This is a genomic window from Sphingobacterium yanglingense (assembly GCF_004363245.1).
In the GTDB taxonomy this organism is placed as follows: domain Bacteria; phylum Bacteroidota; class Bacteroidia; order Sphingobacteriales; family Sphingobacteriaceae; genus Sphingobacterium; species Sphingobacterium yanglingense.
The window spans coordinates 348,907-365,571 of record NZ_SNYV01000013.1 but is presented as its reverse complement, the minus strand read 5'-3'; the positions used below and the strand labels follow the sequence as shown (position 1 = coordinate 365,571).

Genomic DNA, 16,665 nt, shown 5'->3' with positions numbered 1-16,665 from the left:
ATGGAATACGCAGAATTACAAACCACCAGCAACTTCTCTTTTTTACGGGGAGGTTCACACCCCGAAGAAATGGTCGAGCAAGCGGTACAGCTCGGTTACAAAGCTATTGCAATAACCGACCGCAACACCCTTGCCGGAATCGTACGCGCCCATCGGGCAGCACGGGGGAAGGCCATCCATTTTATCCCGGCCTGTCGGCTAGACCTACTCGACGGCCCTAGCTTGCTAACCTACCCCACCGACATAAAAGCTTACAGCAAGCTCTCTTCGTTGCTCACAACAGGCAACCTTCGTGCTGAAAAAGGAGAGTGCCACCTCTATAGCGCAGATGTGTTTCGCTATGCTACAGGCATAAAATTTGTCATCCTACCACCAAAAACGCTCCATGAAAACTTCGACTTTGCCCCGGACTTCCGTGTAGTGCTAAAGCAGTACCAACAACAACTTCATGACAATTTATACCTGGGCGCATCTTTTCTGTACAATGGGGACGACCACAAAAAATTATTTCGACTGAACCAGCTATCACAAGAACTTGGAATCCCCATCGTGGCCCTCAATGATGTACACTACCACAATCCTGAGCGCCGTGAACTACAAGACGTACTGACCTGTGTCAGGGAGAAATGCACTATCCATACGGCAGGCTACCGCTTACATGCCCATGCCGAACGCTACCTCAAACCGATAGACGAAATGCACCGCCTGTTTCGCAACTACCCACAGGCCATCCATAATGCACTACAAATTGCCAAAGCCTGCCGATTTTCATTGGATGAACTGAAATACGTCTACCCCCAAGAAATTACCACCGAAGGAAGAACACCACAGGAAGAGCTGGAGTATCAAACCTGGAAAGGTGCCGACCGGCAATTTGACGGAGATATACCCGAAAAGATAAAAGCGACCATACAGATGGAACTCGAATTCATAGCCCGAAAGAATTATGCCTCGTACTTCCTGACCGTATATGACCTGGTACGTTTTGCCCGTGAACGGGAAATACTCTGCCAAGGACGCGGATCCGCAGCCAACTCGACCGTATGCTACTGCCTAGGTATCACTTCGGTAAATCCGACAGAAATAAATCTGCTATTTGCCCGATTTATGTCAGACGCACGAGACGAACCGCCTGATATTGACGTCGATTTTGAACACGAACGTCGGGAAGAAGTCATGCAGTACGTCTACAACAAATACGGACGCCACCGCTCGGGCATTGTTGCCACAGTAACGCAAGTACATTGGAAGGGAGCCATACGGGATGTCGGCAAAGCTATGGGGCTCTCTGTGGACGCAGTAGATCACTTGGCCAAATCAAAGTACGAACTGACCGAAGAATGGCTCAACGGACAGGAACAAACCTCACAGGGGTTCAGTGCACAAGACCCGTTCCTGCGGAAGGTACTGGAACTGACCGAAACCTACATCGGCTTTCCGCGACAACTCGGCCAGCACACAGGCGGTTTTGTAATCACCCAAAACAACCTGGCCGAACTGTGCCCCATCTTGAATGCACGAATGGAAGACCGTACCAACATCGAGTGGAACAAGGATGACATCGAAGCTCTAGGTTTCCTCAAAGTAGATGTACTCGCCTTGGGCATGCTCACCTGCATCCGTAAAGGATTCGATTTAATCAAACAGCATTACGGGAAAGAGATGACCCTAGCTAATGTACCTCAAGAGGATAAAAATGTATATGAAATGATTAGCCATGCCGATACACTGGGCGTATTCCAGATTGAAAGCCGCGCCCAGATGTCCATGTTGCCCCGACTGAAACCAAAGGAATTCTACGACCTAGTTATCGAAGTCGCCATTGTACGCCCGGGACCGATCCAAGGAGACATGGTGCACCCCTACCTGAGAAGAAGAAATAAAGAAGAAGCCGAAGACTATCCTTCGCCCGAACTAGAAGCTATTCTGAAACGAACCTTAGGTGTCCCTTTGTTTCAGGAGCAAGCAATGGAAATCGCAATCGTCGCCGCAGGCTTTACACCTGCACAGGCCGATGGTCTCCGTCGGAGCATGGCAACATTCAAGTCCAAAGGAAAAGTAGCCGAGTACGAACGCATGCTCGTAGAGGGAATGGTCAACAACGGCTACAAAGAAGAATTTGCCAGACGCGTCTTCCGACAACTGGAAGGTTTCGGAAGTTATGGCTTCCCTGAAAGTCATGCCGCCAGCTTCGCGCTGCTCGTCTACGTCTCCTCATACATCAAATGTTATTACCCCGACGTATTCGCAGCCGCTTTGCTCAACAGTCAACCCATGGGCTTCTACTCTCCGGCACAGATTATCATCGATGCACGTAAGCATGGGGTACAGGTTAGACCTGTAGATATCAACCATTCGGAATGGAACAACACACTAGAAGAGTTAACGGGGTCGTATTACGCATTAAGACTCGGTTTAAGGCAAGTAAAAGGATTGGATGAAGCAGATGCTCACCTTTTAACAAAAGGCCGCCAGAAGGCTTATAAATCGGTCAACACGGTGTTCGAAGCTGGCGTCCCCTTAAGCGCACTGGAAAAACTGAGTGATGCAGATGCCTTTCGTTCCATAGGGCTAGACCGAAGGCAGGCACTTTGGGAAGTTGCGGCTTTAGCAGACCATCCGACGGGAGCCTTTACGGGACAGCCTTCGAACAGTACTTTCGAAACCGAAGTAGCACTACCTACCTTGTCGCCGATGGAACATGTCATGGCCGACTATGCAAGCACCACACTTTCACTCAAGGCACACCCGGTAAGCTTTGCCCGGAAAAATCTGGACACCCTCCATGTCACCCCCTCCGCCAAACTCAGCACCATGCGTGACGGTATGTGGATAAAAGTCTGCGGACTGATTACGGTTCGCCAACGACCGGGCACCTCCAAAGGTGTTCTCTTCATAACCATCGAGGACGAAACCGGATTTTCAAATCTTGTGGTATGGGCCAAGACTTTTGAAACCTACCGTAAGGTCATCTTACAATCTCAACTGCTACTCGTCACCGGCAAGCTTCAGATCGAAGGAGAGGTCATCCATGTCGTCGTCGAATCCTGCCATAACATGAATCATCTATTGGCAATCAAAACCCGAAGCCGAGATATAGGCTCCATACAGAAATCAACTTCGACCAACGGAAAAACAGCTCCGGACAGAACAAACACAAATGGAGTCCAAGGTGAACTGTTCCCATCCAGAGATTTTAAATAAACCCCAGAAAACACATTATTAAAAAAAATTAAAAAAGACTTGCACAAGTGTAAAACATACACTACCTTTGTGGTATCATAATTTAGGTTTATAATTGGTTACAAAAGGTTTTCATTCTCCCCGTTTGAAAACCTTTTTCTTTTTACCAGTTTCTCACTTGGCCTCCTATTTTCGCCCTCTACTTTCTAGACTTCATTTTTGAGAAACCAACGCCCGACAATCCATCCCTATTTCTAAAAATCCGAATGAGCGTTTTCGAAAAGTAAACGCTCTCGTCACTGCGAATAACATGAAGCAGTCCCTACAGGATTTGCAGATTGCTTCGTACCTCGCAATGACGACATCGTCTATTTACAAACCGAGCTTGCGCCCGAAGTGCAGGACCGATTTCAAGTATCGAACTGAACGTAGCACATACAACTAAAACCTATCGTATCCCCCTCCAATAACCTCTCAGTAAAAGTCAAAAAAAAGCATTAAAATTAACTCTATTTCCTGCCAATCAAGCCCCATCTTGTAACCTGGAATTCGGTTCAAAAATCACAAAAGAGAGTAAGCACTCACCTTAAGCCATTTCTCTAAAAGCAGATCTCAAAACAAGCTTAAAATACAATTACGAATTTCGCAATTACCAACTACTACTCTTTAATATAGAATTAATTAACATATTTAAGAAAAACTAAAACTTGATATAAAAAACAAGACTTAGTAAGAAAAACAACGCATAAATAGCTTAAAACACCTTAAACGCATTGAAAATTTGTTAACAAAACAATATTAAAAATCACAAAAACAACTTAATCAGACATTTAAAACCAAAAATATAAACAAAAAGATTAACATTAAATTCACCACTTCGCGATAGGTGTCACTCCCCCTTTAGGTCTATCTCCCAGCTTCACCAGCACCTCCGTACCCAACGGCAAAAGCACATCCATACGAGACCCAAACTTGATAAATCCCAGCTCCTCACTTTGCCTTACTTCCGTCCCCTCTTCGCTGTAATTTACGATACGTTTTGCCAAAGCTCCAGCAATCTGTTTTGCCAAAATAAGCTGCCCGTTTCTATGTTGCAGAACTGTCGTATAACGTTCATTTTCGGTAGACGATTTGGGGTGCCATGCAAAAAGATATTTACCCGGATGGTACTTTCTATAGATTACTTTTCCACCAATAGGGTACCGGTTGACATGCACATTTAGCACACTCATAAATATAGAAACCTGAATCCTTCTACCCTCAAAATATTCGTCACACTCCACCTCTTCGATAGCCACGACCTTGCCATCACAAGGAGCAATTACCCAATCGTCACTATGCGCATGATGTCGAAAAGGTATTCTAAAAAAGTAAATAACAAGACCGAATGGGACCGTGCTCAACAGTAAAATCGACCAACTGATAAGAGGCGAAATCCCGTAAAAAAAATAAAATGACAACAGATTTAACAACACATAAACACCTACCGCGAGTCCTATAGAACCTCTTCCTTCCTTATGAATTTTCATCTTCTTTACCTCCTTTATAAATTTGTAAAACATCCATTTTCTCCTTTGCATAGAGCAGATCTTCTGCTCTTATTTCGTTCGAATCACGCCTATTTACCTGACTCAAAACCGACGAAATAAACTCCGTGGCATAGTCTATTGCCTCCGAAACCGTCCGTCCATTCTTCATTATTACAGTCACCAATGCGGTAAAAAGATCTCCTGTTCCCACTGCTTCTATAGGTATACGAGCCGCCATAAACCGCTGAATATGCCCATCAATAACGAGCAAATTCTCCAGATATCCCTCCGGCGTATCCCGTAAATGGGCTCCTGTAACGATGATTTTCTTGTCTTTTAACTCCGGAAAATGAGTCAATAATTCGAGTAATTCTTCTCGAGTTTCAAATTTTCCGCTCAATATATACTCCATTTCAAAGTGGTTTGGAGTCATAATATCGCATAGAGGAAGCAGCTTTTTTAGGGAATGCACAACCGCTTCTTCGGATAGATATAGTCCAGAAGTACGGAAATCACCGAAGACTGGATCATAGATATAATGAGCTATACAATGATTATCCTTACAGGAAGAAATCCATGTTGCAGTAATATCGATAAGGGGTATAGCAGAGATATAACCTGTCATAAAATAATGAAGCCTCGCCCTATCCAACCCCAAATCTACACCTATTACCAGCTCTGAAAAGAGCGTAGAAGGCATCACATCCCCCCTGTAATTGGGGTTATCGGTAGCCGAGGACAGTACCACCGTAGGGAGCATACAGACATCAGATGCGTGCAACTGGGCAGCAAACATAGCCATATTATTACCCACATATCCTGTTGACACTAGACTCTGTATGCTTACTATTTTGGCTTCTTTATCCTTCATTTTTTAATGCGTTTTTTAGTTTTTTCAGAAATAACTGTGCTTCTTCCAAGCTAAAATTCAACGCTGGCAACAACCGCAACGTATAATTCCCAGCATATCCTGTAAATACCCCTTCTTGATACAAAAGATTATCCATCAATGCTGTTATATCTTTTTCAAACTCAACCCCGATCATCAATCCCCGACCACGGACTTCCTCTACCCCAGCTAGTTTTTTCAGCTCCTCACGAAGAAAATCCCCTACCACAACCACATTATCAAGCAACTTCTCGTCTTTCATGACCTCCAACACGGCCAAAGCGGCCGCACAAGCCAGATGATTTCCTCCAAAAGTCGTCCCCAATTGCCCTAAAACAGGTTTAAACGAAGGGGATATCAAGGTTGCAGCCATAGGAAATCCATTCGCAATCCCTTTTGCTACCGTAATCAAATCAGGTTTTATTCCTGCATATTGATGGCTAAAAAAACGTCCTGAGCGTCCGTATCCAGACTGGATCTCATCCAATATCAGCAGCGTACCCGTGTCATCACAGGCCGACCGTACGTCATTCAGAAAGGCGTCATCCGCCACATGTATCCCCCCAACCCCCTGTATTCCCTCGATAATAACAGCACAAAACACCTCTGTTTCCAACTGCTTTCTAAGACTGGAAATATCATTAAAAGGCGTAAAAACAAAGTTGAAATTCTCATTGATCGGTGCACGCATAGAACCAATATCAGTGGCTGCTACTGTCGCGGAGGTACGTCCATGAAAGGCATTGGACATCGCCAGTACCTTACTCCGACCGGTATGGAATGATGCTAGTTTTATCGCATTCTCATTGGCTTCAGCTCCGGAATTAGAGAAGAACACGCTGTAATCTGGGTAACCGGACTGCTCTCCCAACTCTAGCGCCAAGCAATCCTGCAGTTTATTCTCCACTGCATTGGAATAGAATGCAATACGGTCCAATTGCTGTCGTAAAGTACTGACATAATGTGGATGCGCATGCCCTATAGAAATAACGGCATGCCCACCATACATATCCAAATAAGCTCGCCCATCTTCGTCATATACATAGCTACCTTTAGCGCTTACGATATGAATATTGGACTTCTGAAATACGGCAAATGGGTTCATACGATGAAAAAATTTAAAACTACATGACTAGAGATCTAACGATCATCTTTTAGAAACACGAAATTCCGTCTAAATTAGACAACCCAACTAGTCCAGTTTTGCTTTAAAACAACAGACCAAAAACAACGAACAAAACACAATCGGCTCAAAAACAAATAATTAAACAAAACAAACAACTTCCATCATATCCATCTGGTATAGAAAACATCTACAAACAATCGTATCTTTGGACCAGTAGGAAACTTAAATCTGACACGACATGTTAAGACCTTGGACACTTGATATCGAAATAGACAAATCGTCTACCAAACCAATCTATTTGCAAATAGCAGATATAATAATCGACAGCATCAAATCTGGCCGTCTTCCCAAAGGCACCGCCTTACCGGGAAGCCGTACGCTTGCTAACAGCCTACAAGTCAACAGAAACACCGTTATTGAAGCTATTCAGGTATTACTCAATGAAGAATGGTTAACCAGTCAGGAAAGACGAGGAACCTTTGTTTCGCATAATCTCCCGATTTCTTCCAAATCAAAATCCTTACAATCAGAAGGCGGTATTAGCACTGAGCCACAACTACCTGCACATATCCCTTTTGATGATGGACATCCCGATAGCAAAATTGCTCCTGTAGATCAATTGGGACGGGCCTATCGCCAGATTTTCAAACGCAACGCCCGTTGGAAAATGATGGGATATTCAGAAACAAATGGTAATCTGGACTTTAGAAAAGCCATCGCAAGCATGTTAAACCAGGAACGCAACATGCAGTTACATGAAAATCAGCTGTGCATCACCCGAGGAAGCCAAATGGCGATGTATTTGGTATCACAATGCCTTTTGCGTCCTGGAGATTATGTGCTCGTCGAATCACCAGGTTATAGTTCAGCCTGGAAAACATTTGAAAAAGCGGGTGCAAATCTAATTTATATCCCTGTAGATGAAGATGGAATTGTCGTCGAAGACATCCTACCACACCTCGTTTCAAATCCAAAAATAAAGGCGATATACCTCACTCCGCACCGGCAATATCCGACAACAGTGACCCTGAGTTTGCAACGTAGATTAGAGTTGGTCAGCCTCTCCAATCAATATAATTTTACCATAATAGAGGATGATTATGACTATGAGTTCCATTTTGGATACCGCCCATTACAACCCATCTCGGCATTCTCGGAACTAGAGAACGTAGTCTATATAGGCACTTTAAGTAAGGTAGTCGCCCCGGCTCTTCGGATAGGCTATCTCGCCACCAAAAACCAAAAACTGCTGGATAGTATCATTGATTTACGTCGTATTATAGACATTCAAGGTGATAGTATTATGGAGCAAGCTGTTTTAGAGCTCATAAAAGACGGAACGATAAAACGTCATATCCGAAAAGCTACCCTCCATTATCAATCCAGACAGAACTTTATGGTAAAAATGTTGGACGAACATCTTGCTACACAGGTTACCTACCATATCCCCCAAGGCGGACTTGCCTTTTGGATCTGTCCTAAATACCCCGTTAACTGGACTATGGTATTTGACAGACTAAAGGAAAAATCAATTTCCATCTTACATCCTTCCAACTACCACGAAAACACTGGTTATGAAGGACTTCGTATAGGCTATGGTTCGGTATCCGAAGAACAGATAAAAGAGGGAATTATTGCCCTCGCTGATATACTAGCGAAAGCAAGATTAGCCCAGTAAAAAAGATTTATTTAGATTACGCCACTACATTCGTAATTACGGATATAGCTGTCGTCATTGCGAGCGGAATAACATGAAGCGAAGCAATCTCCTAGTTACAATGAGATTGCTTCATTTCATTCGCAATGACGGATAAATTCCATTACCAATGCTTAACCTCTTTACCATACAAGTCCTCCCATTGTGGATTGAATAAATTGATAAGCTTTTCTTTGTTCTGTCTATTTCCTGCTTTTACCCGTTTCTCTTCAGCAATAGCTTCATCTATTGTTGGATAGAATTTATAATAGACCAAATTAACCAAATTGTATTTAGCAGAAAACGAATGTTTATATTTTTGATTAAGGTGTTCGTAAATTCTTGATTGCAAATTTGAAGTAACACCAGTATACAAAGTAGTGTTATTCTTATTGGTTAATATATATACACATCCACCTCGTTCCATAAAAATGAAATTACAAATTTAATAGAGACTTGACAAATCAAGATTGCTTCATTTGCTGCGTAAGGACGGATATAGTCCTCGTCATTGCGAGCGGAATAACATGAAGCGAAGCAATCTCCTACTAACAATGAGATTGCTTCACTACATTCGCAAGGACGGATAAACTCTATGGTTAATACAAAGGATACTCCAACATCCAATTACTTACCTTCTCTTTAATACGCTGCAACTTATTAGCATCATCCTTGCTGCGCAATGCGTCCCCCATCAAATCGACAATGGTTTCCATGTCCTTTTCTAGCAATCCACGTGTGGTAATCGCCGGTGTTCCAACCCGGATGCCAGACGTTTGCAACGCTGATTTAGTATCGAATGGAATCATGTTCTTATTCAAAGTAATACCTGCGTTATTCAGAACCAATTCGGCTTCCCGTCCAGATATAGACCAACTAGAAAGATCGATTAACAGCAAATGGTTATCTGTACCACCGGATACCATATCAAAATTGCGGGAACGAAGGGCTTTTTCAAAGGCTTTGGCATTCTTCTGTACCTGCTTAATATAGCTATCATATTCTGCTGTAAGTATCTCACCAAAAGCAACCGCTTTAGCTGCTATAATATGCATCAATGGGCCACCCTGATTTCCAGGAAAAACCGAAGCATCTAAAAGTGAAGACATCATCCGTATATTCCCCTTATTATCTCGGAGCCCGAAGGGGTTCTCAAAGTCAGCACCCATTAATATTATTCCTCCACGTGGTCCACGTAAAGTTTTATGGGTTGTACTGGTCACCACATGACAATGCGGGATTGGATCAGACAGCAATCCCTTAGCAATAAGCCCAGCTGGATGTGCAATATCGGCCAACAACAATGCCCCCACACTATCCGCTATAACCCTAAATCGTTGATAGTTGATATCACGGGAATAAGCCGTAGCCCCCGCAATAATCAGATTCGGCCGTTCCTGCAAGGCAATCTCTTGGATCCGGTCATAATTTAAAAAACCAGTTTCTTTATCGACGCCGTAGAAACTGGTTTTGTATAGCTTGCCTGAAAAATTGACCGAGGCTCCGTGTGTGAGGTGCCCACCCTGCACCAGATCAAAGCCAAGTATCTTATCGCCCGGTTTAAGACAGGCCGACAACACCGCTGCATTAGCCTGGGAACCGGAATGCGGTTGCACATTGGCATAACTGGCTTTAAATACCTTCTTTATACGGTCTATAGCCGCCTGTTCTACCTGATCTACCACCTCACAACCTGCATAATACCTCCTACCAGGGTATCCTTCAGCATACTTGTTAGTTAATACAGAACCTGTCACCTGCATCACCTGTGGGCTTACATAGTTCTCAGAAGCAATAAGCTCTAGGTCTTTCAATTGCCTGTCCCGCTCCTTAGCGATAAGATCAAAAATAAAGTTGTCTAATTCCATCATGCGTAAAAGTTTTAAGTTAAATACGGAGTTCCGCTATTATTTTCTGCAAAAGTAAGTTTCGAATGGATGAAATTGCTAGTACAGAATGTGCAATAGCTACTGATCCAGCAAGTTCACTACAATTCCCCAACGGGGAGATTCATATAGCGAACCAGATAATACAACGACCAGGCAATAAAACAAATCAGTAAAATCCAAACCCAAAATGGAATCGTCTGCGGAGTCTCGCTACCCGATATCAAAAAAGATTTCTGATCCCCCTTACCATAGGCATTAATCATAATGGGTACTACACCATCGACTACAGCATTCTCCTGAATACCCTCCACTGCTATTGCAGGACCATTACGTACCTCAAAAGGAATAATCCGTATTCCCTCCTTACCAGAAGGATCTTTACTGACCAATTTCAAACTATGCTTACCGTCAACCAGTTTTCGGGTATCAATCTCAATATGAATAGGTGCAGTCACTACCGCTAGAGGGTTAACCTCCTGATCCATAAATATGTATATTTTGCTCTTCGCTTCCATCGCTATACACTTTAAACATCCACTTCGTTGATTATCATCCGCTTGATATGCGTACGCTCTTTTTCCATAGGCCGAATCAACCATTTAACCGAAAAAAAGAGTGTAGCCAGCACAATCAAAGCTACAACACCTATAATCCAATAATCAAATTGACTATCTGGCCCCGATCCATGTACCACACCCCTTAATATCTTAGGCTGATGCCTATCACAGACCGGACAGGCCCACACCGATTGTTGCATTATGAAAAACGCAATAATGAGTATACTTCTTAACTTCTTCATTACTTCATTTGTGTTTTTAAATACTCCATAACTTCTTTAACCTCTTCTTCGCTCACTTTGGGCGCTTTATTGCCCCAACTGTTACGTTCATAGTTTATAATCGCAGTTACTTCTTTCTCAGTCCAGCCCATATTATGCCCCACCGCAGGCATCGCACTATATTCGGGTCTGGAATCATAACCGTTCATAATAATATCCACATAAAGCTTAAGGTCTTTGCTAAGCACGATCTTACTGTTTTTCAGCGGAGGAAATGCTCCTGCCAAGCCTTCGCCCGAAGCCTGATGGCAGGATTGGCAATTGGCCGCATACAGTACCTGACCGTCCAACAGGCCATCATCTGCCTTTGACTCCGTAGCCCCCGATTTCTCTTCGGGTTTATAGAGAAAAGATGGCGTAGTTGTCGCCTCGGGCAATGGAGCCTGCTTCAGCTCCTGCAGGTAAGCGACAAGATATAGCGCCTCTTGGGTAGCCACCACCCTCTTATTTCTCCGCATAGCCATAGGCACATTTACCGCAATATCCCCTTCTTCCAAAACCTCTTTATATGCAAACAGCCAAGGATAAGCCGGCATAATAGACTCCTTAACAACCAGACGCGGGTTATATAAATGTAGGAGATGCCAATCTAAGCTAGGCTGCCTATTTCCCACATCCGTCAGGTCGGGTCCTGTCCGTTCGGTTCCCATCAATGTTGCGGTATTTCGCCAGGTATCCACCCGCGTGCTCAATGCATAATCAGCGGCTATGGATGGTCTATTGCCCCACACTTTATCCATATGCACATTACGTACCTGCTGACTATGGCATGCTACACAACCATTGGATATATAGAGATCCCTACCTTTTCTTGCATTTTCACTCAGCGGTTGAGCATCCGGTAGCGGCCCATTATTCATCTGATTATCAAAAGCCGGCACAATAGCAATAACAACAGTCAGTAAAAGAAATAAAACCGTAGCTGTTGTAAATAGCTTTTTATGATTATTAAAAATTTCCATTTCTTAGCTTCCTCCTTTAATTAGTTTCGATATTTTCCTTTTCCAAATAATCGACAACCTGATCTACAAGTGATTTCTCCTCTTTCCCCACAGCCATCATCTGGAACACATTGTACGCAAATATGATATGGGAAATCCACATTAAAGTTCCGCCTATCGCTCGCCACAGCCAATAAGGCATCATTAAGGTCACGCTATCGATGAATGGCACATTTTCCATCCATGCCAAACCGCGCAATGTCCCTCCATACATCAAGGAGACCGAATAAATCATCAGACCAATTAATGCGAGCCAAAAATGAGTACCTATAGCAGCCTGTCCCGATTCCTTTCCCGTAAGACGGGGAAGCAAGGCATAGATACCGCCCCATAGCAAAAAGGCAATGATACCATACATCGTCATATGGGAATGCGCTACCGTAAAATCGGTAAAATGCCAGAGCAGATTCGTATACCGGAAGGCTTCTGCCGTACCCTGCATAGACCCTGTAAAGTAAAAAACAATACCTACCACAAAAAAAGGAAGGGAATAACTATCTCTCACCTTGTGCCAAGCGCCACGGAAAGTCATGATGAAGTTGGTCGTACCTGCCGCCACAGGAATCACCATACCTGCACTGGCGACAATTGCCACCGTCTGTAACCACCAGGGAATAGCACTAAAAACAAAGTGATGTGTACCGATCAGTGTATAGAAAAGAATCTGTGTCCAAAAAGCCAATATTCCTAGACTATAGGAGTAAATTGGCCGATTGAGCTGTTGGGGCAGAAAATAATAGACAATCCCTAAGGTAAATAACATAAACCACATTCCTACGGCCTGATGCATATAGTAACCTTGAATAATCGTCTCGCCCAATCCATCCTGATAAGAAGGAAGATAACCTACTACCGCAACGATAGAAATGAACAATACAGCCGAAACGATATACCAATTGGATATATAGATTTCCTTAGTTTCTCTTTTTGCTATTGTTTTGAGATAGCTACCCAAAGTAAAAGCCAATCCCAAAGCAAACAACAGCATGATGGGCCAGATATACTCACGATACTCTCCGCCTCCATTGTTTATCCCCGCCATCAGGCTGAGACTACCCAACAACACGGAGGCATTGATTAATATCAAAGAGTACCATCCCCAATTGACTTTCTGTAGCTGTACATTGCTCACTTTAGCAACAATATAGTAGCCTAGCCCAATCATCCCCAGAGATGACCAACCCCAAAAAACCGCATTGGTATGCACTGGACGTAGCCGTCCAAAACTAAGCCAACTTATAGCTTCAGCATCGGGCGCAATAAATTTAATCCCCAGATATTCACCTACGGTCGTGCCAAATAACAGCCAAAATGTAGCGGTACCGATAAACCATTGTATCAATCTGGAACTTGAAGCATCTATTTTAGGCCTAGGGAGTGCTTTTCGCTTTTTTGCCACAAAAGGAAGATTTTCGAGATTTCGACTCTGCAACAGTCCTTTTTCATCAGATATCGCAGCTTCCCCACTCAATTCCTGATCCGAGAGTCGGTATTGAAGTGCCCCCATCCGCTTCTCAAAAACAGCGGCATCTATATCATCCTGTTTCCGCATATAGGTAGCAAGTTCCTCTGCTTCCTTCTTTGTTCCCATATGAGCGGACTTGCGCACTTGCTTCCTGATTTGTACAACCAGCAGGATAATAGCGACAACAAGTGGGATCGCTACCAGAACCATCGTCACCAATACACCACCTTGGCTGAGCAAATCCAAATCTTCGACTTTTTCGTAAAACTGTGCCCTCCCCTGCAAAACCGTTCCCAACATAAAGAAAAGAACAGCTCCAATCCTCTTATTTTTAAGCAATTGATTGATTATATTCCACAATCGGCTTATCTGTTCAGCATTGCTATCCCGTATCAGGTACTCCAAACGTTTTCCATCCTCTTCTTCTCGCTGCATACGGTTTTGCAATAACTGCCAGTATTGATTGATGTACTTATATAACAAAGTCGATGCGATAAACAAAAATAAAACCAATACAACCCCAAGGCAGGTTATCCAATCCATGTCACGGAATGAAAAAGAGGTCGGGAGCATGACATGTGCTTTGGAAACCTGCGGGGTGTACAACAGTAAACAACTAAAAAGTAAAGGATAAAATCTTGACATTGCCATAAAGTATAATTACTCGTTTTAAAGAATATGATTTAGAATCAACCCAGGCTTGGGAAAATATGGCTTTGGAAAAGAAGAGGTCAGGAATGGATTCGAACCATTATAAAAGGTCTTGCAAACCTTTACCTTCCAATCAGTCACCTGACCTTAAGATCTTCGTTTTAGTAGATCATCTTTTGTTACCCAAAGATACGCCATATGTGGATCAATTTGCCATGACAGTTCAGGCAAAATCACCTAGTCCAGCTTAGCGTAGATTCTGTTGCTATTTTATTTTTTATAAGCCCCGTTAACACTGTACGCGCTGCTTCAATCGTATAATCCAGGTCTTCTTGCGTAAGTGCATCGGACAAAAACCAAGACTCGAATGGAGAAGGCGGAAGATAGATTCCTTGCTCTAGCATACCATGGAAAAACGCACGAAATATACCTGCATCTGCACCTTGGGCTGATGCATAATCCGTCACCACATCGCTATTGAAAAACAGAGAAATCATAGAACCTACACTGTTGATACAGACCTGAACCTGCAATTCCTCAAATACGGACTTCAACCCTTCCTCTAGATAGGAAGTCTTATGTTGAATCCTCCGATACAACGCTTCATCCTTATTGATACGCTTCAGCATCTCTATTCCTGCCGACATCGCTAAAGGATTCCCGGAAAGTGTCCCTGCTTGATATACAGGTCCCAAGGGGGCCAACTGATCCATAATATGTCTTTTACCAGCAAATGCACCGACGGGCAATCCGCTACCAACAATCTTTCCAAAAGTCACCAAGTCTGCCTCCACCTTAAAATACTCCTGTGCTCCTCCCCGTGCCAGACGGAACCCGGTCATTACTTCATCGAAAATCAATAAAGCCTGATACTGGGAACAAAGTTTACGTAAACCCTCCAAAAAACCTCCCGATGGTGCTACACAGCCCATATTGCCGGCTACCGGCTCGACAATTACTGCCGCAATACTTTCTGGAAACTGCTCAAACAAAAGCGCGACACTATCTAGCGAGTTGAAATCAGCCAATAAAGTATCCGCTACCGCTCCCTCTGGTACCCCCGCCGAATCGGGAATCCCCAATGTGGACAAGCCACTGCCTCCAGCCACTAAGAAGGAATCGGCATGACCATGGTAACAGCCAATAAATTTGATAATCTTATTTCTTCCTGTAAATCCGCGCGCAAGTCGAATAGCGCTCATCGTTGCTTCTGTCCCAGAATTGACAAATCGAACCTTCTCCACATGAGGTACAGCATCGACAAATAATTTTGCCAGTTCTATCTCCGCTTCTGTAGGAATACCATACGAAGTACCTAAAAGCGCTTGTTGCTGAATGGAACCGACAACTGGAAAGAAAGCATGGCCAAACAGGAGGGCTCCCCAAGAATTCACATAGTCTATATAGGTATTATCATCCGCATCGTACAGGTAAGCCCCTTTTCCTTTTTTAACAAAAACAGGATTTCCGCCTACACTATTAAATGCCCGGACAGGAGAATTAACTCCACCGGGAATAAGTGCTTCGGCTTTCAAAAAAAGCCTTCTACTGATCTCATATCTGTCTTTTTTCATGATGCTATTATATTTAGAGTGTAATCAGTCCATCTTCCTCCTGTAACAGGTTAAAATACTTTAACGCCTGTACAACACCCGCTTCATCGACCTCACCCGTGACGTGATAAGCGATATCCTTCACCTCCTGGCGGGCATTCCCCATAGCCACCCCATACCCCACGTATTTAAGCATTTCGATATCATTACCACCATCCCCAAAAGCCATCGTATCGCGCTTTGCAAGACCATAGTAGCGCAACCAAAAGGCGACTCCCGTAGCCTTATTGTAACGCTGATTATTGATATCCGCAAAATCATCATGCCACCTCGTCGCCACACAATTGACCATAATATTATCAATAAGCGTCTTTTCCCGCTCCGGGCCGATATAGGCAGTAAGCTGAAACACCTTGGAGCGTAATAACTCTAACAACGGTCTTTTTTCGGGAAGGGGAATATGGATAAGTGAATAATGATGTTTCAATAATTCATTGATATCATTAGCAAAAACACCTTCTTCAGTCATATAGGAAATACAAAATCCGGAAGATGTAGACTCCAGGTATTGCACCAGATTAAATAAATCGATATAAGGTATTGATGATTTATAAAGAACCTTTCCTTCGGTATCGATGGCAACAGCCCCATTGGAAGCGACAAATCCATCAAAAGGAAAGTCGGTGACACGCTTAATCTGGGCATAGGAACGCCCAGAAGCGACAAACACCTTTATTCCACTGTTTTTTAAACAGCGTAGACTATCGAGTATGGAATCTGGAATAGTTTCCTCATTAAATCGTAATAGAGTACCGTCTACATCAAAAAAAATAGCTTTAACCATA

Annotated in this window: 13 protein-coding genes; 2 read left to right on the top strand and 11 right to left on the bottom strand. The window is 43.4% G+C overall.

Going from position 1 to position 16,665, the window contains the following annotated elements; all coding sequences use genetic code 11:
* Nucleotides 1-3,204, top strand: coding sequence for an error-prone DNA polymerase (locus CLV99_RS09905; protein WP_133584344.1), 3,204 nt, complete (start codon nt 1-3; stop codon nt 3,202-3,204).
* An 848-nt stretch (nt 3,205-4,052) separates the two neighbouring features.
* On the opposite strand, the gene CLV99_RS09900 is transcribed toward CLV99_RS09905, so the two are convergent.
* The 3 genes from CLV99_RS09900 to CLV99_RS09890 are packed head-to-tail and all read right to left on the bottom strand — an operon-like array spanning nt 4,053 to nt 6,706.
* A complete protein-coding gene (locus CLV99_RS09900) occupies nt 4,053-4,712 on the bottom strand; it encodes a phosphatidylserine decarboxylase family protein (protein WP_133584343.1) in 660 nt (219 codons plus the stop codon).
* Entirely contained in the window at nt 4,699-5,583 is an 885-nt protein-coding gene (locus tag CLV99_RS09895; protein ID WP_133584342.1) for a PfkB family carbohydrate kinase, read from the bottom strand. Before CLV99_RS09895 ends, CLV99_RS09900 begins: the two co-directional genes overlap by 14 nt.
* Nucleotides 5,573-6,706, bottom strand: coding sequence for an aspartate aminotransferase family protein (locus CLV99_RS09890; protein ID WP_133584341.1), 1,134 nt, complete (start codon nt 6,704-6,706; stop codon nt 5,573-5,575). The genes CLV99_RS09895 and CLV99_RS09890 overlap by 11 nt, the downstream gene beginning before the upstream one ends.
* A 259-nt stretch (nt 6,707-6,965) precedes the next feature.
* Here CLV99_RS09890 and pdxR point away from each other — a divergent pair, with 259 nt between their 5' ends.
* Nucleotides 6,966-8,405, top strand: a complete 1,440-nt coding sequence (gene pdxR / locus CLV99_RS09885; RefSeq protein ID WP_133584340.1) for a MocR-like pyridoxine biosynthesis transcription factor PdxR — start codon at nt 6,966-6,968, stop codon at nt 8,403-8,405.
* Nucleotides 8,406-8,547: 142 nt separating this feature from the next.
* Here the strand turns inward: pdxR and CLV99_RS09880 are convergent, their stop codons facing one another.
* The 8 genes from CLV99_RS09880 to CLV99_RS09845 form a co-directional block, all read right to left on the bottom strand.
* Complete coding sequence (locus CLV99_RS09880) at nt 8,548-8,850, bottom strand: GIY-YIG nuclease family protein (protein WP_133584339.1); 303 nt, start codon at nt 8,848-8,850, stop codon at nt 8,548-8,550.
* Between the two features lie 172 nt (nt 8,851-9,022).
* Entirely contained in the window at nt 9,023-10,291 is a 1,269-nt protein-coding gene (locus CLV99_RS09875; RefSeq protein ID WP_133584588.1) for a serine hydroxymethyltransferase, read from the bottom strand.
* 119 nt (nt 10,292-10,410) lie between these two features.
* Entirely contained in the window at nt 10,411-10,827 is a 417-nt protein-coding gene (locus CLV99_RS09870; protein ID WP_133584338.1) for a cytochrome C, read from the bottom strand.
* 11 nt (nt 10,828-10,838) lie between these two features.
* On the bottom strand, nt 10,839-11,111 hold the full coding sequence (locus tag CLV99_RS09865; protein WP_133584337.1) for a hypothetical protein: 273 nt from the start codon (nt 11,109-11,111) through the stop codon (nt 10,839-10,841).
* Nucleotides 11,111-12,112: a cbb3-type cytochrome c oxidase subunit II gene (locus CLV99_RS09860; protein ID WP_133584336.1), complete on the bottom strand. Its 1,002-nt coding sequence runs from the start codon at nt 12,110-12,112 to the stop codon at nt 11,111-11,113. The genes CLV99_RS09865 and CLV99_RS09860 overlap by 1 nt, the downstream gene beginning before the upstream one ends.
* Before the next feature lie 16 nt (nt 12,113-12,128).
* Nucleotides 12,129-14,261: a cbb3-type cytochrome c oxidase subunit I gene (locus tag CLV99_RS09855; protein WP_246032730.1), complete on the bottom strand. Its 2,133-nt coding sequence runs from the start codon at nt 14,259-14,261 to the stop codon at nt 12,129-12,131.
* Nucleotides 14,262-14,500: 239 nt separating this feature from the next.
* Nucleotides 14,501-15,841: a glutamate-1-semialdehyde 2,1-aminomutase gene (gene hemL / locus CLV99_RS09850; protein ID WP_133584335.1), complete on the bottom strand. Its 1,341-nt coding sequence runs from the start codon at nt 15,839-15,841 to the stop codon at nt 14,501-14,503.
* A gap of 13 nt (nt 15,842-15,854) precedes the next feature.
* Nucleotides 15,855-16,664 carry a Cof-type HAD-IIB family hydrolase gene (locus CLV99_RS09845; protein WP_133584334.1) on the bottom strand — a complete coding sequence of 270 codons (810 nt, stop codon included), beginning with the start codon at nt 16,662-16,664 and terminating at the stop codon, nt 15,855-15,857.
* Nucleotide 16,665 lies beyond the last annotated feature (1 nt).